Origin of the sequence: Streptomyces gardneri (assembly GCF_006539185.1) — a bacterium.
Lineage (GTDB): Bacteria > Actinomycetota > Actinomycetes > Streptomycetales > Streptomycetaceae > Streptomyces > Streptomyces gardneri.
Genome location: NZ_BJMN01000007.1, coordinates 209,350 through 235,105 on the forward strand (window position 1 = coordinate 209,350; position 25,756 = coordinate 235,105).

General features: G+C 70.1%; 21 protein-coding genes. 9 read left to right on the forward strand and 12 right to left on the reverse strand.

Features of this window, described 5'->3' with window-relative positions; all coding sequences use genetic code 11:
• The first annotated feature begins 35 nt into the window (after positions 1 to 35).
• The 6 genes from SGA01_RS41785 (at position 36) to SGA01_RS06245 (ending at position 6,931) form a co-directional block, all read left to right on the forward strand.
• Positions 36 to 161, forward strand: coding sequence for a hypothetical protein (locus SGA01_RS41785; protein ID WP_255325155.1), 126 nt, complete (start codon positions 36 to 38; stop codon positions 159 to 161).
• A 267-nt stretch (positions 162 to 428) separates the two neighbouring features.
• Entirely contained in the window at positions 429 to 1,025 is a 597-nt protein-coding gene (locus SGA01_RS06225) for a DUF1349 domain-containing protein (RefSeq protein ID WP_141294102.1), read from the forward strand.
• Between the two features lie 431 nt (positions 1,026 to 1,456).
• On the forward strand, positions 1,457 to 2,932 hold the full coding sequence (locus SGA01_RS06230; protein WP_141294104.1) for a globin domain-containing protein: 1,476 nt from the start codon (positions 1,457 to 1,459) through the stop codon (positions 2,930 to 2,932).
• Positions 2,933 to 3,027: 95 nt separating this feature from the next.
• Positions 3,028 to 3,735, forward strand: coding sequence for a pyridoxamine 5'-phosphate oxidase family protein (locus tag SGA01_RS06235; protein ID WP_141294194.1), 708 nt, complete (start codon positions 3,028 to 3,030; stop codon positions 3,733 to 3,735).
• 155 nt (positions 3,736 to 3,890) lie between these two features.
• On the forward strand, positions 3,891 to 5,678 hold the full coding sequence (locus SGA01_RS06240; RefSeq protein WP_141294106.1) for a hydroxysqualene dehydroxylase: 1,788 nt from the start codon (positions 3,891 to 3,893) through the stop codon (positions 5,676 to 5,678).
• Positions 5,679 to 5,743: 65 nt separating this feature from the next.
• Positions 5,744 to 6,931, forward strand: coding sequence for a cytochrome P450 family protein (locus SGA01_RS06245; RefSeq protein WP_141294107.1), 1,188 nt, complete (start codon positions 5,744 to 5,746; stop codon positions 6,929 to 6,931).
• A 33-nt stretch (positions 6,932 to 6,964) separates the two neighbouring features.
• Here SGA01_RS06245 and SGA01_RS06250 read toward each other — a convergent pair whose 3' ends face one another.
• The 3 genes from SGA01_RS06250 to SGA01_RS06260 all read right to left on the reverse strand — a co-directional run bounded on the left by SGA01_RS06250 (position 6,965) and on the right by SGA01_RS06260 (position 9,495).
• Positions 6,965 to 7,351, reverse strand: a complete 387-nt coding sequence (locus tag SGA01_RS06250) for an ASCH domain-containing protein (protein ID WP_218037817.1) — start codon at positions 7,349 to 7,351, stop codon at positions 6,965 to 6,967.
• 31 nt (positions 7,352 to 7,382) lie between these two features.
• A complete protein-coding gene (locus tag SGA01_RS06255; protein WP_141294111.1) occupies positions 7,383 to 8,438 on the reverse strand; it encodes a mechanosensitive ion channel family protein in 1,056 nt (351 codons plus the stop codon).
• A gap of 133 nt (positions 8,439 to 8,571) precedes the next feature.
• Entirely contained in the window at positions 8,572 to 9,495 is a 924-nt protein-coding gene (locus SGA01_RS06260; RefSeq protein WP_141294113.1) for a LysR family transcriptional regulator, read from the reverse strand.
• Between the two features lie 142 nt (positions 9,496 to 9,637).
• Between SGA01_RS06260 and SGA01_RS06265 the strand changes: the two genes are divergently transcribed.
• Positions 9,638 to 10,690, forward strand: coding sequence for a YncE family protein (locus SGA01_RS06265; protein WP_141294115.1), 1,053 nt, complete (start codon positions 9,638 to 9,640; stop codon positions 10,688 to 10,690).
• A 37-nt stretch (positions 10,691 to 10,727) separates the two neighbouring features.
• On the opposite strand, the gene SGA01_RS06270 is transcribed toward SGA01_RS06265, so the two are convergent.
• The 6 genes from SGA01_RS06270 to SGA01_RS06295 all read right to left on the reverse strand — a co-directional run bounded on the left by SGA01_RS06270 (position 10,728) and on the right by SGA01_RS06295 (position 14,920).
• Positions 10,728 to 11,372, reverse strand: coding sequence for a dihydrofolate reductase family protein (locus SGA01_RS06270; protein ID WP_141294116.1), 645 nt, complete (start codon positions 11,370 to 11,372; stop codon positions 10,728 to 10,730).
• Positions 11,373 to 11,375: 3 nt separating this feature from the next.
• Positions 11,376 to 12,359 carry an ATP-grasp domain-containing protein gene (locus SGA01_RS06275; RefSeq protein WP_141294119.1) on the reverse strand — a complete coding sequence of 328 codons (984 nt, stop codon included), beginning with the start codon at positions 12,357 to 12,359 and terminating at the stop codon, positions 11,376 to 11,378.
• Between the two features lie 8 nt (positions 12,360 to 12,367).
• Complete coding sequence (locus SGA01_RS06280; RefSeq protein WP_141294121.1) at positions 12,368 to 12,700, reverse strand: hypothetical protein; 333 nt, start codon at positions 12,698 to 12,700, stop codon at positions 12,368 to 12,370.
• A 94-nt stretch (positions 12,701 to 12,794) separates the two neighbouring features.
• Positions 12,795 to 13,280, reverse strand: coding sequence for a hypothetical protein (locus tag SGA01_RS06285; protein ID WP_141294122.1), 486 nt, complete (start codon positions 13,278 to 13,280; stop codon positions 12,795 to 12,797).
• A gap of 123 nt (positions 13,281 to 13,403) precedes the next feature.
• The gene (locus SGA01_RS06290) at positions 13,404 to 14,201 is read right to left on the reverse strand and encodes a hypothetical protein (protein ID WP_141294124.1); all 798 of its coding nucleotides are present in this window, start codon (positions 14,199 to 14,201) and stop codon (positions 13,404 to 13,406) included.
• Positions 14,202 to 14,239: 38 nt separating this feature from the next.
• Positions 14,240 to 14,920, reverse strand: coding sequence for a hypothetical protein (locus SGA01_RS06295; RefSeq protein ID WP_141294126.1), 681 nt, complete (start codon positions 14,918 to 14,920; stop codon positions 14,240 to 14,242).
• Between the two features lie 394 nt (positions 14,921 to 15,314).
• Here SGA01_RS06295 and SGA01_RS06300 point away from each other — a divergent pair, with 394 nt between their 5' ends.
• Together SGA01_RS06300 and SGA01_RS06305 are read left to right on the forward strand one after the other, a co-directional pair.
• The gene (locus SGA01_RS06300; RefSeq protein ID WP_141294128.1) at positions 15,315 to 15,710 is read left to right on the forward strand and encodes a hypothetical protein; all 396 of its coding nucleotides are present in this window, start codon (positions 15,315 to 15,317) and stop codon (positions 15,708 to 15,710) included.
• 74 nt (positions 15,711 to 15,784) lie between these two features.
• Positions 15,785 to 16,735: a RimK family alpha-L-glutamate ligase gene (locus tag SGA01_RS06305; RefSeq protein ID WP_141294130.1), complete on the forward strand. Its 951-nt coding sequence runs from the start codon at positions 15,785 to 15,787 to the stop codon at positions 16,733 to 16,735.
• Positions 16,736 to 16,783: 48 nt separating this feature from the next.
• On the opposite strand, the gene SGA01_RS06310 is transcribed toward SGA01_RS06305, so the two are convergent.
• From SGA01_RS06310 to SGA01_RS42560, 3 genes are all read right to left on the reverse strand, one after another.
• A complete protein-coding gene (locus SGA01_RS06310) occupies positions 16,784 to 17,557 on the reverse strand; it encodes a polysaccharide deacetylase family protein (protein ID WP_141294132.1) in 774 nt (257 codons plus the stop codon).
• A gap of 173 nt (positions 17,558 to 17,730) precedes the next feature.
• Complete coding sequence (locus tag SGA01_RS06315) at positions 17,731 to 18,219, reverse strand: hypothetical protein (protein ID WP_141294134.1); 489 nt, start codon at positions 18,217 to 18,219, stop codon at positions 17,731 to 17,733.
• Between the two features lie 70 nt (positions 18,220 to 18,289).
• The gene (locus SGA01_RS42560) at positions 18,290 to 25,708 is read right to left on the reverse strand and encodes a DNRLRE domain-containing protein (protein ID WP_141294136.1); all 7,419 of its coding nucleotides are present in this window, start codon (positions 25,706 to 25,708) and stop codon (positions 18,290 to 18,292) included.
• Positions 25,709 to 25,756 lie beyond the last annotated feature (48 nt).

Below are 25,756 nucleotides of genomic sequence, written 5' to 3' on the forward strand. Positions count from 1 at the left end.
GCATCCCGTCGAAGCAACCGAAGAAGGAGACCGTCATGACGGAGTACGACATCGATGCCCTGCAGGTTCTGCCGGAGGAGGTCCGCACCGAGGACGCCCGCGGTGAGGAGCACGCCGCCGCGCTGATCACCGCCTGCCGCTGGCTCACCAGCGGCTGCTGACCCACCCCGTGACCGGGCGGCGCACCCCCATGGCCGCCCAGGGTGGGGACCGGCGTGGGGCCGGTCCCCACCCGGCGGAGGCCGGGTGGCGGGGCGGCCCCGGTCCGGGCACCGCCGTACCCGGAATCTCGTCGGCGACCCTAGGTCCGCCGCCCCTACGGTCCGGCCGGTGGTTCCCGACTCCGCGGATCTGGACTTTCGGGTCACTTCTTGGATCTTCGTGGCTTCTTCGTGAGAGAGCTCGCCGAGGTCGTCAGGGTGGGTGTCATGACCTTGGAATCCATGCTGCTGAACGCTCGGCACTGGGCAGAGCCCCCGGCCGCCCTCGCACTCGACGACGACGTACTGACCGTGGAGGCGGGTGCCAGGACGGATGTCTTCACCAACCCGTTGACCGGAGAGGTCAGGAACGACGCGGCACGTGCTCTCCTGGTCCCTCCCCCCGGCGACTGGCAGTTCTCCGCCCGCCTCCGTGTGGACTTCCGAGCGCCGTGGGACGCCGGCGCCGTGGTCGTCTGGTCGGCACCGGACGTCTGGGCCAAGCTCACCTTCGAGCAGGCGCCCGACGGCCCGCCCACGTTGTACTCGGTCGTCACACGAGGGCTCTCGGACGACGCCGTGGGATGGCCCCTGCACCACGGTCCGGTCTGGCTGAGGATCAGCCGCCTCGACGGCGGCTTCGCCTTCCACGCCTCGGTCGACGGCGAGTCCTGGCGCCTGGCACGCCAGTTCAGTCTGGACGGTGCGCCCGACGTGCGGGTCGGGATCGAAGTCCAGTCCCCGGTCGGAGACGGCTGTGCCGTCGGATTCGACCGGATGACGCTGACGCCGTCGCGGCTGCACCATCTCTTCGACGGGCGCTGACCGGTACCGGTGTCCGAGGGGAGAAGTGAAGAATCCGAGAGTGCGGTGTGAGAGGTTCGGTCCGCCCTTCTTCTTTTCCGTCGGGAATTTCCTCATGAGCCTATGGCGGACGGCTTGTCGAATCGCTCGAACTCGTCGGTAACTCATCGCAGGGCCCGAGTTCCTCGCCCGTGCACCGTTTTGACCTGCTCAAATGCCATGGCGCCGTGGCGCCGTGGCGGCTTAAGGGCCCGTTCATGGGTGCGTGCGGGCGGGGGTATGGTCGTCCCCGTTCGAGCGTTCGGATGCCGTCACACATCACGTGCGGCACGTGTCATGGGATTTCACAGCTGGGGGAAAAGCCGGGAATTCCGATACGGAGAGGGGAATCGAGACACACTCGGACCCCGCGTACGCAGACGATCGAAAGATGTTCGAGGCGAGGCAAACCGATGGATGCTCCGACCACTCCGTCCGCCGATGGCGACAGGTCCGGCGACAGATCCAGCGGCAACAGTCGGGGCGCCGGCTGGTTCGGTGCGAGCCCGCAGCATCCCCAAGACGGGCAGCGGGACGGTCGGCAGGACGGGCACCGGGACGCCGAGGGTCGTGTGCCCAGCCGAACCTTCACCCAGATACGCCCCGTGGGCAGCGGCGCCGGCCGGAGCCGCACGGCACCCGCTGCACCCGCCCAGGTTCCGCCTCAGCGGCAGGGCCCGACCCAGGCCCCCGCCCCGACTCCGACCCCGACGGCTCCGACTCCGGCCCCGACGGCCCCGACTCCGGCTCCGGCCCCGGAGGACACCTCCGACGTAGGCCTCCTGCGGCGCACCATGGCCGAGATCGAGCCGATCGCCGACAAGGTCACCTCGCACTTCTACTCCCTGCTCTTCCTCCGTCACCCCGACCTGCGGGCGCTCTTCCCCGCCGCCATGGACACCCAGCGCGACCGCCTCTTCAAGGCGCTGCTCACCGCCGCGACCCACGCGGACGACACCGCCACCCTGGCCGCGTACCTGTCCCATCTGGGCCGTGGACACCGGAAGTACGGCACCCTTCCCGAGCACTATCCCGCCGTCGGCGAATGCCTCATCGGCGCCCTCTCCCGCTACGCCCCGCGGAGCTGGGACCCCAGGACCGAGTCCGCCTGGGTGGCCGCCTACACCACGATCTCCCAGATCATGATCGACGCGGCGGCCGAGGACGCGCTGCGCGCCCCCGCCTCGTGGCAGGCGGAGGTCGTCGCCCATGACATGCGTACGCCCGACATCGCGGTCGTGACGGTACGGCCCGACCAGCCGTACCCCTTCCTCGCCGGGCAGTACACCACCCTGGAGACCCCCTGGTGGCCGCGCATCTGGCGGCACTACTCCTTCGCCGGCGCACCCCGCTCCGACGGCCTGCTCTCCTTCCACGTCAAGGCCGTGCCGGCGGGCTGGGTCTCCAACGCCCTCGTGCACCGCGCCCGCCCGGGGCACGTCATCCGGCTCGGTCCCCCCGCCGGATCCATGACCGTGGACCACAGCACCGACAACGGGCTGCTGTGCCTCGGCGGCGGCACCGGCATCGCGCCCATCAAGGCCCTGGTCGAGGACGTGGCCCAGCACGGCCGCCGCCGCTCCGTCCAGGTGTTCTACGGAGCCCGCAGGGACCACGATCTGTACGACATCGAGACCATGCTCCGGCTGCAGCAGTCGCACTCCTGGCTCTCCGTCCGTCCGGTCGTCGACGACGGCCCCGGCGGCGGCCTGGGCGCCCGGCTCCCGGAGGCCGTGTACGAGTACGGCCCGTGGCACACCTACGACGCGTACCTGTCGGGCCCGCCCGGCATGATTCGCCGCGGCGTCGACACCCTGGTGGACATCGGCATACCCGCCCACCGCATACGGCACGACTCCATCGAGGAACTGGTCGGGGCGAGGAATTGAGCACCTTCGAACGCGAACAGGCCGGGCTCCGGCAGGCCGCGCCGGTACGCACCACCCGCCCGGGGAGCGACGGCGAACACCGGGTCCAGCAGCACATGGGCACCACCGAACGCGCCGACAGGTTCTACGCCGACCAGGTCCTCGACCGGCTCAACACCCGGATGCGGGAGTTTGCGGCACGGCAGGAGATGTTCTTCCTGGCGACCGCCGACCGGCACGGCGAATGCGACAACACCTTCCGGGCCGGGCCGCCCGGATTCCTCCACGTCCTGGACGACCGGACCCTCGCCTATCCCGAGTACCGGGGCAACGGCGTCCATGCCAGCCTCGGCAACATCGGGGAGAACCCCCACGTCGGCATCCTGATGATGGACTTCCTCCAGGACCGCATCGGGCTCCACGTCAACGGCACGGCGCGGATCGTGGCCGACGACGAGATGCGCCGTACGCACTTCGGCCTCGCGTACGACCCCGTACCCGGCCGTCGGGCCCGGGTCTGGGTGGAGGTCGCCGTCGAGGAGGCGTACATCCACTGCGCCAAGCACATTCCCCACCTGCGGAAGGTGCCCCCGCGCGACGCCGGCCGCGCGTGGGGGACGGACGACGTCAAGCGCAAGGGCGGCGACTTCTTCGGAGCCGCCGCCGAAGCGGACGAGCGTGGCACGTTCCTGCCCCCGCCCCGCGCGGACGCGGCCTCCTGGCGAGCGGAGGCCGAAAGGATGCTGGAACGGGCCGAGCGGCGGGCGCCCGCGGCGAAGGAGCAGACGTTCAGCGGCTGGTTCAGCAGAAGCGTCTCCGCCTGACCGGTCGATGAGGAGCACCGGACGGTCGGCTCCCGCGCGAGGGGCGGGATCGCGCCATGTGGGAATGAGGGCCCGCGCTCAACTTCCAGGACTCGGGGGACAGTCGTATGCTCCTGCGTCGGACGAAGGGTTACCGCCGGTAAAAGGGGTTGGGTATGGACCACCGTACGGGCACCTCACGACGCACCTTCGTGGCCGGAGTGGCCGCCACGACCGGAGCGGTCGCCGTCGGGGCGGTCGCTCCCGGCGCCGCACCGGCTGTCGCTGCGGAGCCGTCCGCGCCGCAGTCCGTGGCTGTTCTCGGTGGTGGGGTGGCGGGACTGACCGCCGCCCACGAACTGGCCGAGCGCGGCTTCCGCGTCACCGTCTACGAGCGCCGGGCACTGGGTGGCAAGGCCCGCTCCATGGACGTACCGGACAGCGCGCGCGGCACCCGGCGCCCGCTCCCTGCCGAGCACGGCTTCCGGTTCATCCCCGGCATCTACCACAATCTCCCCGACACGATGCGGCGCATCCCCTTCCCGGGGAACGCCAACGGGGTCTGGGACAACCTCGTCGCTCCGGCCGAGATGTCCTTCGCCCGAACCGGCCGCGAGGACCTGCGCATCCCGCTCCCCTGGCCGGGTCACCGTCCTGCCGAACTCACCCTCGACGAGATCCGCGCCGCCCTGACCGCCCTCCTCGACACCGCCCGCTCCATCCCGCTCCACGAGGCCGCGTACTTCGTCAACCGCTTCCTCGTCTTCCTGACCAGCTGCGACGAGCGGCGCGACGAGACGTGGGAGCGGACACCCTGGTGGGAGTTCCTGCGGGCCGAGCGGATGAGCTACGACTACCAGCGCATCCTGGCCGTCGGACTGACCCGCAACATCGTCGCCACGAAGGCCGAGGAGGCCAGCACCCGTACGGTCGCCACCCTCCTGGAAGCCTTCACCTTCAACGCCTTGGGGCGCGGCGCCGACGGGCCCCTCGACCGGATCCTGAACCTGCCCACCAACGAGGCCTGGATCGATCCCTGGGTGGCTCATCTGACGAGCCTCGGGGTGGAGTTCCGTGTCGGCTGGACCGTGAGGGAGCTGGTCCACGACTCCGGCTCCGGGCGGATCGGCGCGGTCGTCATCGAAGATCCCCAGGGCGTCCGCCGCTCGGTGACCACCGATCACTACGTCTCGGCGATGCCGGTGGAGCACGCCCGGAGGACCTGGGGCGCGGCCCTGCGGGCGGCGGATCCGCAGCTGGCGCGGTGCGACAAGCTGGAGACGGACTGGATGACGGGCATCCAGTTCTACCTCACCGAACACGCGCCGCTGCTCGCCGGACATGCCAACTGCATCGACTCCCCGTGGTCCTTGACGGCGATCCAGCAGGCGCGCCACTGGCCGTCCCGCGACTTCCCCGCCGACTACGGCGACGGGGCCGCCGTCGACTGTCTCTCGGTGGACATCTCGGAATGGGACCGACCCGGCATCCTCTACGGCAAGACAGCCAAACAGTGCACGCGCACGGAGGTCGCCCGGGAGGTCTGGGCGCAGCTGAAGGCCGCGTTCAACGACACCGGCCGTACGGTCCTGAAGGACAGCGCGCTGCACTCCTGGTTCCTGGATCCGGGCGTCGACGGCCTCGGCACGCCGAACCCGACCAACGAGGACCAGCTCCTCGTCCATCCCGTCGGCACGTTCCACAACCGACCGAAGGCTGCCACCAGGATCCCCAACCTCTTCCTGGCCGGCGACTACGTGGCCGTCGACATCGACCTGGCGACGATGGAAGGCGCCAACGCCTCCGCCCGCCAAGCCGTCAACGCCCTGCTCGACCGGACGGGCTCGGCCGCGGCGCGCTGCACGGTGCGGCCGCTCTTCCGGGCCCCGGAGCTGGAGGGGCTCAAGCGCCACGACCGTCTGCGCCACCGACTCGGTCTGCGGAACGCGCTCGACGTGGGCTGAGGCCGGCGTGCGGGTGCGCAGCCCTGCCAAGGTCGCTCCTCTCGCGCCGGATGGACAATGGGCGCATGACCGTACCGGCACAGGAGCCCCGCTTCGACCAGGACCCCTACGCTTCCTACGCTTCCTCCACGGCCCTGCGGTCGGCATGCCCCGTGCAGTTGCGGCCCGTTGACTCCGGCAAGCGCCCAGGATGCCTGGTACTGGGCTATGCGGAGGCCAGGGAAGCTCTTGCCGACGCCCGGTTCTCGAAGGACACGGCGGCGTTCTTCGAGGGCAGCGGGTCGCGGCGGCGCCTGCACCCCGCGGTGGGCCGCACCATGCTGGCCAGCGACCCGCCCCGGCACACGCGGCTGCGCAAGCTCGTGACCAGGGCGTTCACGACAGGGGCCGTCGCGGAGCTTCGTCCCTTCATCGCCCGGGTCGCCGACGAACTGCTGGAACGGTGGTCCCCCGGCGAGCGGTTCGACTTCGTGGCCGGTCTGGCGGTGCCGCTCCCCGTCATCGTGATCTGCGAGCTGCTCGGCGTCCCGGAGTCCGACCGGGCCGATGTCCGACGCTGGTCCGCGGAACTGTTCGCGGCGGGAGAGCCGGACGTCGTCGACAGGGCCTCCCACGCGATGGCCGACTACATGACGGACCTCATCACCGCCAAGCGCCTGCACCCGGGGGAGTCCTTGCTCGACCGGCTCATCGCGGCCCGCGCCGGGAACGAGGAGCTGAGCGAGGACGAGTTGGTCTCTCTCGCCGTGCTGCTGCTCGTCGCCGGGCACGAGACGACCACCAACTTCCTCGGAAACGCCCTCCTGGCGCTGCTCCGGCACCCGGCCGCTCTGGGCCGCCTTCGGGACGACCCGGACGGGATCCCTGCCGCGCTGGACGAGCTGCTGCGCTTTGATCCTCCCGTGAGTACGGCCACCTTCCGGTTCTCCACGGAAGCCCTCACACTCGGCGGCGTCGAGATCTCGGCCGGCGTCCCGGTCCAGGTCGCTCTGGGGGCGGCGAACCGGGACCCCGAACCGTTCCCGGCGCCGGACCTGCTCGACCTGGACCGGGACGCCACGTCACATCTCGCCTTCGGCCACGGCATCCACCGCTGTGTCGGCGCTCCCTTGGCCAAGGCCGAGGGAGAGATCGTCCTGCGAGCGGTGCTGCACCGGTTTCCCGGAATCCGGCTCGCCGTCCCGCCTGAGCGTCTGGAATGGCGGCGGACACGACTCGTTCGCGGGCTCGCCGCGCTCCCCGTTCTGGCGTAGCGCTCGAAGCCTCTGCGCGACGGGTCAGCCGGATCAGTCGGACGCCGGGGTCGCGCGCGTGAAGTGCAGGCACACCACGGGGGTGTCGTCGGTGACGACGCGGCCCTCGCTGTCCTGCCAGTAGTCGGCGTGGACGCGGCGCCAGTGGGCGACGTCGGTATAGCCCTCGCCCTCGGCCTCGGCGAAGGACCAGGGCACCTCGCCGAAGGGCACGGTCGTCACGGCAGTGACCCGGAGTTCGGCGAGGACCGTACCGTGGCTGTCGAGCAGGGCGAGGACCTCTCCGGGCGTCTCCAGGGCCTCCTCCTCTTCGGCGTACTCGGCGAGCAAGGTGGCGGTGGCGGTCTTCGTGCCCGCGAGCACGAGTGCGCTGAGCCTGTCGCGAAGGCTGCCAGGAGTGCCCAGCTCAAGCGTCCGCATGTCATTGATCCGTGGCCACATGTCGTGGAGCCTAACGATCCCTTTCCGCCTGCTGCGCCGCGGGAGCGGTGACGACCCTGGGGAGGGCGCCCGGATGCTCCCGTGCGAGCCAGCCGACGAGTTCCTCCCGTACGGCGCAACGAGTCGTCCACAGGTCGTCCGCGTCCTTGGCGGTCACGATCGCCCGCACGGTGATGCCGGTCGGCGAGGTGTCGGTGACGGCGAGGTCCCAGCCGCGCCCGTCCCAGGTGTCGCACGTGGTGAGGAACTCCTGGAGGTGCGCCCGGGCGAGTGCGACCGGTGTGGTGTGGTCGCAGTGGACGAAGACCGACCCCGTCATCTCCGCGCCGCCGCGCGACCAGTTCTCGAACGGCCGCGAGGTGAAGTACGAGACGGGGAGCGTGACGCGACGCTCGTCCCAGGTCCGGACCGTGAGGAAGGTGAGGGTCACCTCCTCCACCACACCCCATTCGCCGTCGACGACGACGGTGTCGCCGATGCGGACCATGTCACCGAAGGCGATCTGGAAACCGGCGAAGAGGTTGCTCAGTGTCGACTGGGCCGCCACGCCGGCCACGATGCCGATGATGCCGGCCGAGGCGAGCAGGGACGTGCCGAGGGTACGGAAGGAGGGGAAGGTGACGAGGGCCGCGGCAGCGGCGAGCACCCCGACGGCGACGGACACCACCCGCATGATCAGCGTGACCTGCGTACGGACGCGGCGGAGCCGTGCGGCGTCACGTGAACGCCCCGCGTACCGCGCGTACGTGGACTCGACGACGGCCGCGACCGTCCGTACCGTCAGCCAGGCGCCGGCGCCGATCAGGCACAACAGCAGGACGCGGTTCACCGCCTCCGTATGCATCGCCGGCCCCCGGCCCGCCGCCACCGGATAGGTCCATCTGAGCAAGGCGGCCAGCAGGACGACGTACAGCGGCGTACGACAGCGGCGCAGCAGCCCCCACAGCGGGGTCTCCGGATGCCGCGCGTCGGCGAACCGCGCCAGCAGGTCCGCCGCTCGGCACACGACGAAGGCCACCAGTGCCGAGCCGCCGACGGAGATCGCCAGCCGGACAACGCTCTCCATGTGCTCCCCAATCGATGAGTCGACGAGTCGAACAGGCCCGTCCCCTACGCCTCACCGCCCGCGAGCACGCCAAACATCCGCCCGGGACTCCGGCCGCCACCGGGGAGCAGGCGCCCGCCCGCACGGGACCAGGTCAGTCGGCGGTGCGGGCGACAGTCGTCTCCGGGCCCGTCGGGGCCAGGACGGCGGCCGCCAGGTGTTCGCGGAACCAGCGGTGCGCCGGATCGGTCGAGTTGCGGGGGTGCCAGGCCATCCCGAGGTCCAGGGGTGCCAGGTCGAGAGGGATGGGAAACGTGCGCAGTCCCATGGCGGCGAGGGTGTCGGGGAGCCAGTCGGCCAGGCTGAGCGCGACGAGGTCGGTGTCCCGGGCGAGCATCATCGCGCTCGTGTGGCTGGGCACCACGACCGCGGTCCGGCGTCGCAGCCCCAGTTCCGCGAGCGCGCTGTCGATGGGCCCGAGGCGCTTGCCGAGGCGGGAGATGCCGATGTGGTCGGCCGCGGCGAACCGGCGGGCGTCGATCCGCCCGTCGAAGAGGGGATGACCGCTGCGGGCGATGCCGACCAGCGGCATGCGCGTGAGCTGCCGGGTCCGGATCTCCGGGTCCAGGTGTCCCAGGACGCCCAGTTCGACGTCCACCGAGCCCTGCCGCAGCCCGGGGCCGCCCTCCATCGCCTCCGGCAGGAAGACGACGTCCACCTGCGGGGCCTCGGCGTGGATCCGCTCCGACAGGCTCCCCGCCAGTCCCACCAGCAGCAGGTCGGCGGCCTGCACCGTGAAGGTGCGCTGGAGACGCACGGCATCGAAACCGGGACCGGGCCGCAGGACGTCGTCGCAGCCCCGCAGCAACGCGCCGACCTCCTCGCGGAGTTCCACGGCGCGCGGGGTCGGGACCATCCCCTGGCCGGCCCGGACCAGCAGCGGATCGCCGACGGCGCGGCGGAGCCGGGCCAGGCTGCGGCTGACCGCCGCGGGCGAGGTGCCCAGACGCTCCGCCGCGCGGGTCACGCTGTTCTCCTGGAGCAGGACGTCCAGGATGCGCAGCAGATTGAGATCCATCGAGCTCTCCTGAACTGCATCTTTACGCCTGAGTCAAGGATTGTGTGCCCATCTTTGCATTGCTGCGACATGCCCCGGAGCGGAGAGTGGGGATGCCCGCGAAGACGCACGGGCATCCCCTTCACCCTTTCAAGGAGCCGCTGTGCACAAGTCCCCCCGTGCCGGCCGGGAAGGCGACGTCCTGGCCGTCGTCAGTCAGAGCGGACCGACGGTCTCGTTCTTCGACGCCGCCTCCGACCTGCACCTAGGCGACGTACAAGTCCCTGCCGAGCCACACGAGTTGTGCTTCGACCCGACGCGGCGACTGCTGTGGTGCACCCTCACGTACCACTCGGGCTACTACCACGCGAACGGCGGCCGGCGCACCGAACTGGCCGTCATCGACCCCGACACCCGCCGGATCGTCGAGATCGTCGACCTCGCCCCGGAACACGGTCCGCACGGACTGGCGTTGGACGCGGCGAGCGGTCGCCTCTACGTCAGTGTGGAGAGCACGGACGACCGGCCCGGCGGCGTCGTGCTGATCGACACGGAGACCCGCCGGCCCCGCGGCAGGATCGACACGGACGCACCCGGCCCGCACTGGTTCGCCATCGACCCGGCGGGGCGGAGGGGCTACGCCACCAACAAGGAAGCGCCGTTCGTGTCGATCGCCGACCTCGAACGGGGCACTCTCACCGCCAAGGTCGAGGTGCCGGGCAGTGAGGGCCTCGCCGTCTCCGCCGACGGCACGCACGTCTTCGTCGCCGCGCCCTACGGCAACTTCGCCGGCCCCGCAGAGGAGCGGCCGCCCACCGGAATCCGCGTCATCGACACCCGGACGGCGTCCGTCGTCGACACCCTGCCCACCGCGGACATCGTCCTGCCGGTGCACCTGACGTCGACGGGCAGGCTGCTCGCGGGTGAAGTACGGATGGATCCCGACCCGGCCTCCCGGCTCGGACGCCACGCACCCGGCCGCCTCACCGTGTTCTGCGCCGACACTCGCAAGCAGCTGGGCGCGCTCGAGGTCGGCCTCTTCCCGCTGACCATCACCTCGTCCCCCGACGGCCGACTCGCCTATGTCGCCTGCGTCGTCTCCTCCACCGTCGACGTCGTCGACCTGGAGACGCTGGACCGCCTGGCCCGGCTGGACATCGACAGGCTCGGCGAGCCCGGCGCGCACGGTCTGGCGTACATCCCGCGTCCGGTCTGACCGACCGCCGCCCGGAGCCACCAGCCACGGGGTGGACTCAGGTGTCGCTTCCGACACCGCGATCGGGTGCGCTCATGTCTCCCGTGGCGGGCGTGCCGTCGGCGAGCCCGTAACGCAGGTACACGGCGCCCTTCGGGCCGGCCGCCGGGGGTTCGAGGAGCGTGAGGCTGGTGGGCACCGCGCCGTCGTCGAAGACCTTCTTCCCGACGCCGAGCACGATCGGGTGCAGCCAGAGGTCGAGACGGTCGAAGAGCCTCTCGCGCAGGAGGGTCTGCACGAGGTTCAGGCTCCCGACGACCTTCACGTGCTCGTGCCGGTCGCGGATCTCGCGCACCGCGGCGGCGAGATCAGGGCCGAGGTGTGTGGACCCGGCCCACGAGAGATCGGGCGTGCCGCGGGAGGCCACGTACTTCGGGACGCCGTTGAAGAGCGTGGCGATCTCGCTGTCCGCGCCGCCCCGCTGGTGAGGCCAGTAGGCGGCGAAGATGTCGTAGGTCCGCCGGCCGAGCAGGAGGGCGTCCGTGCCCTCGTACGCGGCACCGATCTGTGCCCCGGCGACCTCGTCCAGCAGGGGCGCCTGCCAGCCGCCGAACGGGAACCCCACCGGGTCCTCGTCGGGGCCGCCGGGTGCCTGCCCGACGAGGTCGAGGGTCGCGAACAGCTCGATGTGGATGAGGCCCATGGCTCACTCCCGATGAGTCGGTTGTCCGGTGTCACCCGCCCGCTTGCCGGCAGGCCGTAACGGGCGTGATGCTGACGCTGACGTCAGGAAATGTGCCAAGGCCTCGCAGATCGGTACTCCGGCAAGGATCTCGACGAAGAGGAACTGTCCACCGGGGTTCACTTCCAGGAAGACGTGACGGCCGTCGTCGTCGACCTTGAGGTCCACGGCACCGAAGTCCAGGCGCAGTTCTGCCATGAACCGGAGAAGCGCCGCGTGGATCCCGGCCGGAAGCTCGTACGCCTCGCACGGTACGGCGAGGTCCAGTCGCGTGTCGACGGGCGAATCCGCCGTCGAGAACCGGGCCGCCAGGATCCTGTCTCCGACGATCGTCGCCCTGATGTCGTAGGCGCCCGTGATCTCCTCCTGGAAGATCACGGGCGCGATGGGCAGCGTCTCGAGCCGGCGCGTGTCCGCCGGGTCCCACCGACGCGTGTCGAGCATGAGGTGACGAGGTGAGGACATGGCTTTGTGGATGACCTTGCCATGGTGCCGCTCCACGAACTCGACGACCTGCGCCGGGTCGTTGCTGATCAGCGTGTCGGGAATCGGGAGGCCGGACCGGAGCGCCGCTTCCAGTTGCCGCGGCTTGGCAGCCTCGATGTCCGCGTCCGGTCGGTTCACCAGCACTGCCGGTGTGTCGGCGAGGACGGCATCGAGCAGGTGGCTCCATTCGTTGCGAGCGAAGCTCCGGTCGTCGGGATGGCGGACGAAGTCGGGCGGCTGCGCCGGGTAGGCGCGGCGCAGCCAGATGGCGCCCAACTCCGTGACGGACACCGTCATACCGCGACGCGTCCTGACGGTCGGCGGCGTACCGACGTGCCATTGCCATGTCTGCTCATGCGGTTGCCGTGTGTCGAGGATGACGCTGTCGCCGCCGAGCCGGGCGACCTCCCTGGCGACGGCCAGTGCATGTACATCGGTTTCGGGCGCCAGGATCCCGATCACGGGATGTGTCATCGGATGCCCCGAGCGTCGAGGAACGCCGCTTCCATGTCCCGATATCCCTGAGGGTGGCTGTAGTCAGGTGGCGTCGGCCGGGTGGCTATCGCGAACGGCCGGTCCGAGCGGCGCACGATGTCCTCCGGCATGCTCTCGCAGAGGTCCAGGATGGTCAGCGGCAGCGCCACGGTGACGCGGACGGCCGGCGCCGTCACCCGATCAGGCTCGGTCTCGATGGACTCGACCTTGACCACGGACTGACGAGGCAGTGTGAAACGCAGATGGCCGACGACGAGAACGAGCTGCTGATCGTCGGCAGAGGCCAGGAAGCAGTTGATGACGGCCATGTGTCCCCGAGCGGAAGGAAGCGTGGGAAGGTGTCCCAACAGGCTCGAAAGCCCGTCGTCGCGCCCGGCCTGCTCCCTCTTCCCGCTCACGATGTCACCACCCCATCCCGGGCGGGGGGTCGTCGTGAGTGCTCGGGCGGTGAGTATGGTCATCCGTCGCATCCTCGCCGACTTCACCGCAGACGGTCGCGGTGTCCACTCCGTCACTTTCGGTCATGGTCGAACCGTGACTGAGCAGGCTGCTGGGAAGGAACCAGCCCTTCGATCCAGGCAGGCGCACCCGCGCCAGCTGCCCGTCGCGGCTCAGTGTCTCCGGGTAGCCCGGCACGCGGACAGGAAAGACGATCCGAACCGCGGCGGGGTCGGACAGCTGCAGCGTCACCAAGGTCGGGTCGCTCGGTCGCGAGGCGCAATGCGTCACGATCGCCAGCGGCACTTCGACGATGCCGTACGGCGAGGCAACGTGGACAGCGTTCTCCGTGCGGCTGAGTGCTCGCCCTCGAACGAAGCCGCCCATCGGCTCTTCGTCCGAGTACATCGGCAATTTTTCCAGGACGTGATGCATAAGATCCGCTTCCACGGTTCTCACCGATCCTTTCGCCTGAGACGGCCGAAGCCGCGGCTTCCGTGGAGCCCGATGGTGTCCACCACTTTCGTGACGGTCCGTCGGTTTGCTCAGGCGGGCCGTCACGAAGGGTCGAGGTCAGTAGCGGAGCGGCCAGAGAAGCGGCCCGCATACGTGCCACTCGAATTCGGGGCCGTGGTAGATGTGGTGCAGGTGGGCGATGTACCAGAGCACCAGGTCCTGTCCGTCGATGTTCTCGTTGTTGACATGCGAGGAGATCTGGGACGAGTAGGCGGTGCCCAGACGCCCCTTCAGGTCTTCCGTTCCGTGGTACGCGGTGGCGTACATGTCCCCGGGTTCGAAGGCGTCGGACGGCTTGTCGTGCGGGCCGCGGTCGATGAGGTACCCACGGTTGGTCCCCTTGTTGAGTACCGCCCACCCGGTGGCCGCACTCGTCGCCTGCCAGGTCTCACGCGGCAGCGGCATCCAACCGGTTCCGTAACCCCAGTTTCCACCGGTGGCCACGTGTGCCAGTGCCAGGTTGTTGGCCGCTCCGTCGATGTCGAAGTCGAACCGCCAGTAGACGTGGTGCTGATGGCTGGCGGGGTGCTGCAGGCCCGCGCTGTGAAGCTGGGGCAGGATGAGCCCGTCGCTGCGGAAGAACCATCGATTGACGAGGTGGTACTGGCCGATCCGGTGGTAGCTCTCCACCACCAGGTGGCGGTAGCCCGACTGGTTGTGCTCGTAGACCTTGACCGGGCCCTGCATGTTTCCGATGCTCAGCGGGTCCTTGTAGGGGCCGGCGCCCGAGTCGTAGCGGACACGGATCATCGGCAGGCTCGCCTTGTGGCACACCTTCTTGCCCCGGAAGTTGATGTTCCGGAACGCGATGGCCTCGCTGTCACCGTCGTTGACCTCCCACGTGAAATTCCACACAGGGGCCTCTGGAGGCCAATTCACCTGGCCGGACACGCTCATGACGCCCCTCCTTCCTGCGACACGAGACCCGTCCGGACGACCTCCTGGTCGCTGAGATCGACGATGGCGAAGGCCGTGGGCAGGTACTGGTTCTCGGGGCCGAAGCGCAGGTCCACCAGTCGGTGCCCGTAACGAGGACTGCGAAGGTTCACATCCTCGACGATCAGTCCCACGCCGGTGGAGAGGTCGACATCCGACTCGGTCAGCTGATTGCCGTCGCGCACCAGCTCCAACGCCTGACTGTGCTCGGAGTCGGTCAGCGGGGGTTGGTAGTTCTCCACGGTCACTTCGTGCACCGCTCTGCGGACCTGATCGATCGTCACTTCGACGACCTCGTCGTCGGTGTAGTTGTAGATGATCACCAAGGGGTGGTCGGTCTGACGATCCAGCGATCGCGTTCCCACCTCCAGCACGGCGTAGCGCTTGCCTTCCAGCCTTCCGGAGGTCCTGTCGGAGGCGAGGGCCACGTCCACGGCCTGCTGTCGGCTCTCGTCGGTGACCCTGGGTTCGAGCGTCTCGAATTCGACGGGGCTGGTGTCCGCCGGGGTGAGGTACTGGCTGAATTCCGGGACGTCGACGAAGGGGGGAACGATGACGGGCCCGAAGTTGGGGATCTCGGCGCTGCGCAGGCCGGGCGGAGGCAGCTCAGGGGTAGGCAGCCGGTATGTGTCGGACATGATTCCACCTCACTGGGGCATGTGGTCGTCGAATGGCGAGTGGGAGACAGCTGCTCTCTTGCCGATGCCGTGGAGGGTCACCGCCTGCCTGCAGCCCAGGGAACATGAAGTCCCGACCCGCCTCAGCCGCCGACGACCCCAGGCTCTTGGCCCGCCGTAAGGGGCTCGGGAATGACCGTCGGAATCGCCTGCTGAAGCACTGCCTCTGGCGAGATCGCGAGGAAGTCGCGCTCCGGCGCATTACAGCCGGTCGGCAACCTGTCGCACATAGCACAATCGTTGCGCGCATAGGCCTCCTCCGCAAATTGGCCAAAGACCGGAGGGCGCCTCGCCTTGCATGGGTACTGCTACGGTAGTTTGAACGCGTTCAAGTCTTCGGAGTCGGGGGTGGGTCATGCAGGCCGCTGCGCGAGAAGGTGTGCACCCGTGGCAGTTCGGCCTCGTGCTGCTCGCCGCGACAACTCCGCTGATCCCGTTGATCTCCTGGTCGGGTCAGGGGTACGACATCCTCTCCCTGGCTCTCGTGACCGCCGGGGTGGCTGCCCTCCCGCTGCTGCTCCACGCCCGGCCGTCGGGCTTCGGCTGGTGCATCGCCGTCGTTTCGGTGCTGCTGCTGCCCTGGACCTTTGTGGGTGCCATGGCCGGGATGTTCCTCTTCTTCCCTTCGGTGCTGCAGCTCTGGCTGGCCGCCGGGGCGGACCCGCGACGCCGACCGACGGCAGCCAAAGTGATGACCGTTGCCGGTCTCCTGCTGTCGGTGGTCGTACTGGCGCGCTTCTTGAGCGAATAGGCGGCGCCGGACAGTTCCGACGGAAGTCGACGGACGCTCGCCCTATCATCTGTCGTGACTGGCAGGGGGCACCCGTGGGTGAAGGGACGGGCATGTCGGCGGTGGACGAGGCACGCGCGTGGCTGCTGTTGTGTCCGGGGCTCAGCCCCGGCGTGGACGGCGCCGGCGGCGGTAACCCGGGTCCGGTCACGTCCTCGCTCATCGCCTCCTTCACCGCGGAGCTCGGGGACCGGGCCGCGGTCGTCCGCAGCAGCCGGCTCGTACTCGGTGTGGAAGGCGGGCGGCTCACACTCGCCGACACCAGCGGGCGACGCGTCCCCGCACCCGCCGTGGCCTACGCCCGTCTGTCGACGCCTCAGCTGTCGACCGACCGGGAAGTCACCCTGCTACGGCACCTGGCCGCGATGGGCACGCAGTTGATCAACCCCGCCGAGGCGGTCCTGGCGGCGGTGAACAAGTTCTGGCACCTGCAACAGCTCGCCGCCGCAGGCATCCCCGTCCCCGACACCCGCACCCACACCGACGCGCCACTGGAGCACGTGCTCGACAGCGGTGTGCCGCAGCCGTGCGTGGTGAAAGCCGTGCGCGGCCACCGTGGCCGGCGGGTCTTCCTCTCCACCGACGACACGTCGCTGCGAGCCGTGGTGGGCAGTCTGGACGACCGGCACCCGTATCTCCTCCAGCGGTACGTCGCCCACTCCCACGGCCGGGACCTGCGCGTCATCGTGGTCGACCGCCGGGTGGTGGCCGCCGCCGTGCGCACAGCCTCCGACGACCGTCTCGTCTCCAATCTGGCGCAGGGCGGGACCCACACCGTCTGCACAGGCCGGTACCCGGCCGCGGAGGCGCTGGCCGTCGAGGCGGCGGACGCCATCGGCCTCGGCGTCGCCGGCGTCGATCTCCTCTTCGAAGCGGACGGCTCCTTCACCGTGTGCGAGGTGAACTGCAACCCGACCTGGCGACCCGACATGCCCGGAATCGCCGAAGCCATCGCCCTCGCCTGCCGCACCCGCCTCGGAGCCTAGCGACGAGCTGTCGGGGCCGAGGTGGGGCGGAGGGTTCCGGGGTGGGGTTCAGCGGACGGGGTAGCCGTAGATGTGGCCCTGTTCCTTGAGTCGGGGAAGGAGCTTGCGCAGGGCCTGGACGGTCTGGGAGCGGTCGCCGCCCGCGTCGTGGAAGAGGAGCGTCGGTCCGTTGGGGAGCTCGCGTTCGACGGTGGCGATGATGGCGGCGGTGCCGGGGCGTTCGAAGTCCTTGGTGTCGACGTTCCAGCCGAGCGGGCGCATGCCGCGGGAGGCGGCGAGCTTGCGGCTGTACGGGGTGAAGGCTCCGCCGGGTGCCCGGTAGTAGACGGGGCGTACACCTCCGGACGCCTCGGTGATCATGCGTTCGGCGTCGAGGATCTGCTGCTTCTGGTAGGCCTCGGAGGCCTTGTCCATGGCGGTGTCGTGCGAGACGGAGTGGTTGCACAGCCGGTGTCCGGCCGCGACGACCTTCTTGACGAGGTCGGGGTGGGCCCGCGCCTGCGTCCCCACCATGCAGAACGTGGCCTTCACCCCGTACTCCTTGAGCACGTCGAGTATCTGAGGGGTCCACACGGGGTCGGGGCCGTCGTCGATGGTGATGTTGACGCCCCGCGCGCCGGCCTCCGAGGCGTGCGCGATGGATATCGCGACCGGCTTGACGACCGCGCGCGGCGTGGCCGGGGCGCTCGCCTTCGGCGGCGAGTCGCTCGTGGGGCCGGCCTGTGCGGTCCATACCGAGGCTCCGGCTGCCAGGAGCGTCACCCCCAGCGCCGCCCCGACCAGCTTGCCGTACCAGCTCCGCCCACCACTGTGCCGCGCCATGTCCGCCCGCCCCACTCTTTCCCGCAGTTCTCACCGGCTCCCGGTCGCGGTGCGACCACGTGTCAGGACGACGCCGGGCGGCCTGCGGATGCGTCCGTTACCGATCACGGACAATTTCGGGAGGGTTCACGGACAACTGCCCCGTCAGCGGGGGCCGGAGGCCGTACGTCCGGTCAGGAGGCGGACCAGAGGAGCAGCATGTCCTGCCCCGACGTCTCGGCGGAGAAGTCCGTGTCCCGTTCCAGGTGGGCGCGCACCCGGCCTTCGAGGTCGGCCACCTCGCACAGACCTCCGTCCTCGGTGACGAACTCCCTCCAGTGCTCCCGGAAGATGTCCGGGCTCAGGTCCCAGGCGATCAGGTAGGAGCCCTCCCTGAAGAGGAAGCGGAGCGTGTCCCCGGTCATGCCCGCCAGCAGCGAGGCGACCACCTCGTCCGCTTCCGACGTCGGGGTCACCGCGTCGGGTTCTCTGTCCAGGCCCTGGACGACGTCGCTGTCCGGGGCCTCCCGCTCGTCGGTCACGCCGACGAGGCGCATCGGCAGGCTGAACCTCTCCTCCCACCAGGCGCGGAGGTCCGCCACCACGGCGTCTGCTTCCTGCTGCCGACGGGCTGCCTCGCGGCGGTCCGAGGCGGCGGCGCGCCTTCCGGATTCATCCGTCATGTCTTCCCTCACCGTGGTGCGAAACGAAACCGGGTGGGGCCTGGGGCCCCACCCGGGTCAATCTATCGAGTCATCGGCGGCAGACCGGGCACCGGCCGTAGCCATGCCTGGTCTTGGCGTTCGCCGTTCCCTTGCCGTTCCGGATCTTGGGGTTCCTGGTGTTGCCGCTGTAGCCGCCTCCCCAGATCCCCCCTTCCCAGTGGTTGCGCTTCCCCTTGTCCTTCTGGTGAACGATGATCACGTTGCGCCCGTTCACCTGGTACATGTAGCCGCGGCCGTCCGGGTTCTTCCACCGCTTGGTGGGGCGATGCCGTGCGGCCACACCCCACTGCCGCTTCGCCGCGCGGAACGCGGCCCGGTTCGTCCGGTGGATCGTCCTGAACTCCGAGTCGCCACCGCTGCAGTTGTGCACGACGACGTCGGAGCCGCCACCGGCGGACACGGTGTAGGTGTGGGTGTTGCCCACGTTGAGGTTGTGGACCAGGCGGTCCTCGACCTCACCCAGATCCCGGACCGAGGTGACGGCGGAGACCGAACCGTCCGGCGACAGCAGTTCCTCACCCGGTGCGATGGTGGAGGCGTCGCTCCATCCTCGGCCCACGACCCAGATGGGGTGGTTGGCCGTGGCCACCAGCGGGGGAGTCGACACATCGAGATCCGTGTCGATCTCCACCAGGTGTTTGGTGCCGAATCCGGAGATGACCTCGACGACCGGCTCCGCCGTCGTCACTCCGGTCGCGGGGTCGGTGGCCAGCACCAGGTCACCGAGGACGAGGGCACCGATCGGAAGGTAACTGCCGTCGGCCATCAGGACCGGGGTGTCCGGGGTGAAGGAGTTCCAGCGGCGGCAGCCGGTTCGGCGGAACACCCGCTTCGCCCGGGAGTAGGAGCGTTTGACGCGGCTCGCCTTGCGCAGGCCGCGCGCTGCCTTGAAGCCCCTCACCGCGAGACGCCCGGCGGAGCCGAAGGCGATGCCGACGCTCATCTCGGCGGCCTTGCGCCAGTTGCCGGTGGCCGCGTAGGAGATCGCTCCGACGGCGGAGGCGATGTTGCCGATGGGGCCGGGGATGTACGAGGCGATCTCCGCGACGCGGGCGACGCGCTTGAACATCTTCTTGAAGCTGAAGCCCCAGTTGCCGTCGAGGTCGGTGCAGTTGACGGGGTCGCCCGCACAGTAGTCGTACGGGTTGGCGTTGCCTCCGGGCTGCGGGTCGACCTGGAGGAAACGGCCGAGCGCGGGGCTGTAGAGGCGGGCTCCCATGAGGACCACGTCGTCGAGGGCCTCGGAGGAGCGCTGCTTGGCGCCCAGCCAGCCGTACCGCTGCACGGCCTGGCCCTCGGCGGCGATGCCGAACTCGTCGAAGGTGAAGACCTTCGGCGTGGTCGTCGCGGTGTCGAGGGAGACGGCCACGTCGCCGTGCAGATTGGCGAACTGCAACGCGATGTCGCCGGTCGCGGACGTGGTGGCGGTCAGGTCGCCGTCCGGGCCCGAGACGTTGCGCGTCAGGGTGCCCTGAGTGGTGTCCTCGATGATCCAGCGGGGCTCGTCGGAGTCGTCTCCGTAGTGGTTGAGCTTGCTGCTGGAATTCGCCCAGGTGCCGTCGGCCTGCTTCACCTCGGTGGTGAAGGCGGTGAAGCGGTGGGCGGGGTCGAGACTCCAGGTCTGGCGCTTGTCGCCGACGGTCTGGGAGGCGACGAGGTCGTTGTCCCAGTAGGTGTTGGCCGAGCCGGTGCCGGTGGCGGTGGTGCGGCCGAAGGCGTCGTACGTGTAGCCGTCGGTCAGGAGCCGGTCGGCGCTGTCGTACGAACTCGCCGTGACCGTGCCGCCGGTGCTGGTGCAGGAGCCGTCCTCGGCGGCGGCGAAGACCGTCTTGGAGGTGCGGTTCATGCGGCCGGTGATGCTGCGCCCGGCCTCGTCGAAACCGTAGGCGCGGGTGGTGCAGCCGGCGGTGGTGTTCTGGACGGCCTTGGTCAGGCGGCCGAGCCGGTCGTACGTGTACTCCTTGCTGTCCGTGGAGTTGGTGTCGGCGGCGACCGCGCCCTGGGTCGTCATGTCCAGGTGCTGGCCGTAGACGACCGCGCTATCGGAGACGCGGGTGTACGTACGGCCGGTGGCCGCGCCGCTCGCGTTGAAGCTGTCCTTGCGGACGTAGCCGCCGGGGTAGGTCTGCTCGACGAGCTGGCCGTCCGGGCCGTACTTCGCGGTGAAGGTGCCGGCGATGTTGTCGGTCACCGAGGTGACCATGCCGCGCGGCTCCTGCGCCCGGTCGTAGGTGTAGGTGGTGTAGCCGGTGTCGTCGCTGACCTTGACCGGCTTGCCGAAGCGGTCGAACTCGGTCGTGGTCGTGCCGCCGTCCGCGTCCGTGTAGGAGAGCAGACGGTCGAGCGCGTCGAAGACCCGGGTGACGGTCTTCCCGCCGGCCGTGGTCCTGACCGCGTTGCCGGCCACCGGGTCGTACTCGGTCGTGACCTGGGGCAGGTCCTGGCCGAGGTCACCGGTGATCTGCGTGGAGACGATCCGGTCGGCCGCGTCGTAGACGGTGGTCGACGTGCGGGTCTTGCCCGCGTTGGTCTCCGTGACCTCCTCGGCGTCGCCGAATCGGGAGTAACGGGTGATCCGCTTGACCGGAAGGGTGTCGGGCATGCGCGCCGTGTCCGCGCCGGTGACCGCCCCGCCGGGGAGGGTGACGCACGGCTGGCCGGCCCACTCGGGGCGGTTGCCGCAGGCGGCGTCGTCCGGGTTCGTCCCGGCCGTGTAGAAGACCGTCCTCACCGTGCCGGTGTCGGCACCGTTCGAACCGGGCCTGCGGGACTCGACAGCGCGGCCGGCCGCGTCGTACTTGATGAGGGCCGTCAGACCGGCCCCACCGGCGTCCGTGGTCACCGAGGTCTCGGTGCGCAGGGTCCAGCCGGAGGTGCCGCCGATCGGGGTGCCGTAGCCGGTCTTGGTGACCCGGACCTCGACGTCGTCCGTGTAGCCCTCGATGCGGGCACCGTCGAGAGTGGTGGTCTCCAGGTGGTAGGCCGCGCCGTCGGGCTTGCCCTCGTCGTACTTGTGGACGGTGTGCTCGCGCACGACCACCGAGGCGCCGACGGCGAGTGCGGGCATCGGCGGGTTCGCCTGTGCGGGAACGGCCTCGTCCAGCAGTGCCCGGAAGACCGGACCGGTCTCCTCCAGGAGATCCTGGCCGTCACGGCTGTAGACGCTGCGGGAGTCAAGCAGCGCCGCACGCGCGGCGGAGTCGTCGGGCAGCGCCAACTCGACGGTCTTCTCGTCGACGTCGTCGCCGAGGCCGAGCGCGAGGAGCCGGCCCGTGGCGTCCAGGGTGCGGACGGTGTTGCCGAAGCGGTCGTACTCGGCCGTGTCGATGTCACCGGCGCCGGTCGGCGACCAGGTGGCGGTGTTCACCTCCTGCGCCGAGGCGTTGAGGTAGTGGACGGTCGCCTGCTGGTAGCCGTCCCGTCCCGGCGTGGTCGCCGTGGCCGTGTTCACGGACGGGGTGGACTCGACGTCGAAGACGGCGGTCGCGTCCGTCGGAGCGCCCGCCTGGCCCCACTTCGCGGCGCTGGGGCCGTCGAGGTCGTACGGACCGCCGGCCGCGCGGGTCAGCGGAACCTCGTAGACCACCTTCGAGGCGGTCTCGCCCTCGACCACGTCCTTGCTGCCCGGCGCGAGCGCGGGGCGGCGGACCTGGAGCAGCCGGCCCGGGTCCTGGTCGGCTCCGGCCGGGCCGTAGTCGAAGTACCAGGGCAGTTCACCGGCGGTGTCGATCCCGGTGAGGCGGTTGCCGCCGTCGTAGGTGTACGTGGTCTTGAAGACGGCCGTGTCGCCTGCGGATCCCTTGCGCGGGTCCCAGGCCTCGACCAGCCGGCCGAGCTGGTCGTAGCGGTAGCTGGCCACGTCGACGGCGTCGACCGCGCCGGCGGCCGGGTCCCAGGACCAGATCTTCACGGCCTTGACGCGGTCGGTGAAGTCGCCGGGCGTGCCGGCGGTGGCCGTGGTGGTCGTCGCGTAGACGTACTCCAGGACCTCGCAGCCGCGCGCCGGGACGGCACCCGTGCACTGGCCGCCGTCGTCGACGCCCGGCTCGGTCTCGGCGATCACCCGCTTGACGAGGGTGCGGCCGTCGACGGTGTCGTACACGTACCGGCTGGTCGAGGCCTCGTCCGTACCGGAGACGGAGTCCACGACGTACACGTCCGAGCCGGTCTGCTTCCTGAACCGGGTCAGCATGCCGTCGTCGTCGGTCAGCAGGTAGTCGCTGCCCGAGGCCTTCAGGACCAGGCCTTCGGAGCCGGGCTCGGGGCTGAACGAGCCGTCCGAGCTCTTGGCGAAGGTGGTCGTCGAGTCGTCGTAGCCGGTGATGACCGCGACGTCACGGCTGGGGAAGGTCAGCGAGTGCAGGTCGTTGTCCGTGATGCCGCCTGCGGCGCCGCCCGCCCACTGCGGACCGAAGGGGGCGACCAGCTCACGCAGGGAGAGGTGGTCGAAGTACACGGCCTTGCCGGAGTTCGCCGGGAAGCCGTTGTACAGCCGCAGGAAGGCGGTCGTCGCGTCCGCCGGCACGGTGAAGTCGAGCGAGAGCTCCGCCCAGGCGTCGGTGAACGGCACCTTGCGGGAGGTCGGCTCGACGATACCGCCGGGCGTGGAGAAGCCCGCGTACAGCTTCAGGCCACGGGCGTGCTGCGGGGAGAGCCCGGTCGCGGAGGGCACATAGGCCCACGCGGAGAACCGGTACGTCTTCCCCGGCTTCATGCCCAGCCGGAGGGCGGTCTGGTCGCCTCCGACCATGGCGAACGAGTCGCCGGCCGCGTTGGTCGTCGGGACGACCTTCAGCGAGTCGGTGGAGCCGTCCTGGCCGATCGTGGTGTCCCGGGTGACCGTCGCCGTGGTGGCGGTGAAGCCGGTCGTGTCCGTGGAGACGTCCTGCTGGTTGGCCGTCAGACGCTGGCCCTGCGGCGTCCAGCCGCGGTCCGTGCCCCGTGAGGAGGCGGTGCGGGAGGAGGACAGGCCGAACTCGTCGGCGTCGGTGACATCGACCGAGTAGTCGCCGGTGAGCAGGTTGACCGCACCGGGGCCGACCTCGTCGGAGGAAGCGCCGTCGGCGTTCGGATCGACCGTGAAGCCGCGCCACTCACTGATGTAGGGCGTGTCCGCGTCGTTGTCCGTGTGGAGGACGGCGCGGACCTGGACGACACCGCCGATCTGGCCGAGGGTCTCCAGGACCGACCAGTTCGCGTACGCGCCGATCTGCGACAGGGGTGTCTTGGCGGCGGTGACCGGGGTGTTGTCCTGCTTGGTCAGGTTGGCCAGGGGCACGTCGTAGACGCTCGCGCCCGGGCCACGCCGCCACTGGTAGGTGACGCGGGTGTACTTGGGCTGCGCGTCGACGGCGATCTGCACGCGCCGGGCGCTGACGGCGCCCTCCGAGGGCTGCACCATGGCGCCCTGGCCGACCAGGAAGTCGTAGAGCACCGCCGTCGAGACGTTGCCCGCCTTGTCCTTCGCCTGGACCTTCAGCATGCGGTGGCCGTCCGCGGCCGGCGTGATGGACACCGTGCTCGCGCCGGTCGCCGCCACGGTCACCGGGGCGGCGCCGTCCAGCGAGTACACGTAGCCGGCCAGGTCGGTGCTGCCGGAGGCCGGGGTGAAGGTGAACGAGCCCGCCGTACCGCCGCTGCCGTGCCAGGCGCCGTCCTGCGGGTAGGTCGCCGAGGACACGAAGGGCGCGCCGGGAGCGGTGGTGTCGACCGTGAAGGTCTGCCAGGCCGACCATGTGCCGTTCCAGTCCTGGCCGTCGTAGACCGCAGCCCGCCACTTGTACGCGCCCGGGGCGAGCGCCGTGCCCGGTGTCCAGGTCGCGGTGGCGCCGGAGGCGACGTACGTCGAGGTGCCGGACTGGAGAGCCGCGGTGCCGTCGGACTTCCAGACCTCGAAGGTCAGCCGGACGGTGTTGCCGTCGACGTCGGTCGCCTTCGCGGACAGCGTCGGCGTGGTGTCGTTGGTGGCCGTACCGGTCAGCGGTGAGAGCGGGGCGGCCGCACCCGGCCTGGTGTTGTACGTGACCGAGATGTACGGCGTGTTGGAGGCCGCGTTACCGGAGTTGAACCGCTTCCAGGCGAACTCGTCGGTCTCGTCCGTGGCCCGGATGCCGAGGGTGTTGGTCCCGTTGCCGTTGCCCGCCCAGGCGGTGGCCAGGCTGGTGATGTCCGTGCTCACCCAGCCGTCGGCGCAGGTCGACGAGTAGCCCTTGGTGGCCGTGGACGTCGACCACTTCTTGTTCCAGTTCGGCTGGGCGGTGTAGCGGGTGGCGGTGGAGGCGGAGCCCGTGTCCCAGACCTCCCAACTGCGGGCGCTGCACGACCAGGAGTGGAAGTTCCACAGGTTCAGGCCGGCCGACTTGATCACCTTGCCGGCGATCTTCGACATCGGGAAGGCGAGGAACGACTTGGCGATCTGGCCCGAGCCGTTGTTGCCCAGCTTCAGCTCGGTCGAGGTCGACTGGTCGGTGGTGTAGCCCTGCTGCACGAAGGTGTCGAAGCTCGCGCCGATGTTCACGGCCGGGTCGACGGTCACGGGGAACTTCGTCGCCGGATCGGCGAGGAAGGCCGCGTCCGGGGTCAGTGTCAGATCGACCGTGGCACCGTTCTGGACGACCTTGAGCCCGACATCGGCCCTGTTCTCGTGCTCGCCCGTGTTCGGGTCGACCGTCGCGTCCCACATCACCGGCGCGGGCAGCACGCCCACGTTCTTCCCGGTCCGGGGGTCGAGGAACGACACCGAGCGGTCCGCGTTCGCCTTGACCCTCAGGCCCTTGGCCTGGAGCGTCATCGTCACGGAACCGTTGGCGTCGACCGCGCCGCGGTCCTTGAGCTCCAGGAACTGCTCGAAGCCCGTACGGGTCGACTCGACCAGCATGTCCGTACCGGGCGCCACACCCGGATACCGGGCCTCGGTGCCGTGCACGGTCGGATCGGGCAGGGCGCCGCGCCACGAGAGGATCATCTCGTGGCCCTCGCCGCTGTCGAGGGAGACCAGCGGCACGGCGGGCGTCTTCTTCCCGCCCGGCGCACCGCCCGAGGCCTTGACCCGCGCCCGCTCCGCCGCCGACGACTCGCCGGCGAGCGTCAGGTCCAGGGGGTGGGCGACCGCGTGGACCCCACCGTCCGGAGCCTCGACCAGGCTCGGATCGACCTTGCGCCAGGTGCCGTGGTCGTCCTTGAACCGGACCGGACCGGTGTACGACTCCAGCGACATCGAACCGTCGGGATTCGCCCAGCTCGTCGTCGCCTCGGTCCGCTCACCGAGCACCTCGATCCGGCGGTTCTGCAAGCGCGCCGTCAACAGCGCGGACGCGGCGTCCTCCGCCTCGGCCGGCCCCTTGGCGCGCGGCTCCTCCACCGGGGCCGTCGGCGGCTCCGCGGCCGCCATCCCCTCCATGAACCCGAAGGTCATCACCAGCGCCGTGGCCAGGGCTATTCGCCTCATCCGGCCGGCCGACGGCAGCGGATGCCGCTCTCTCGGAGCGGACGTCCG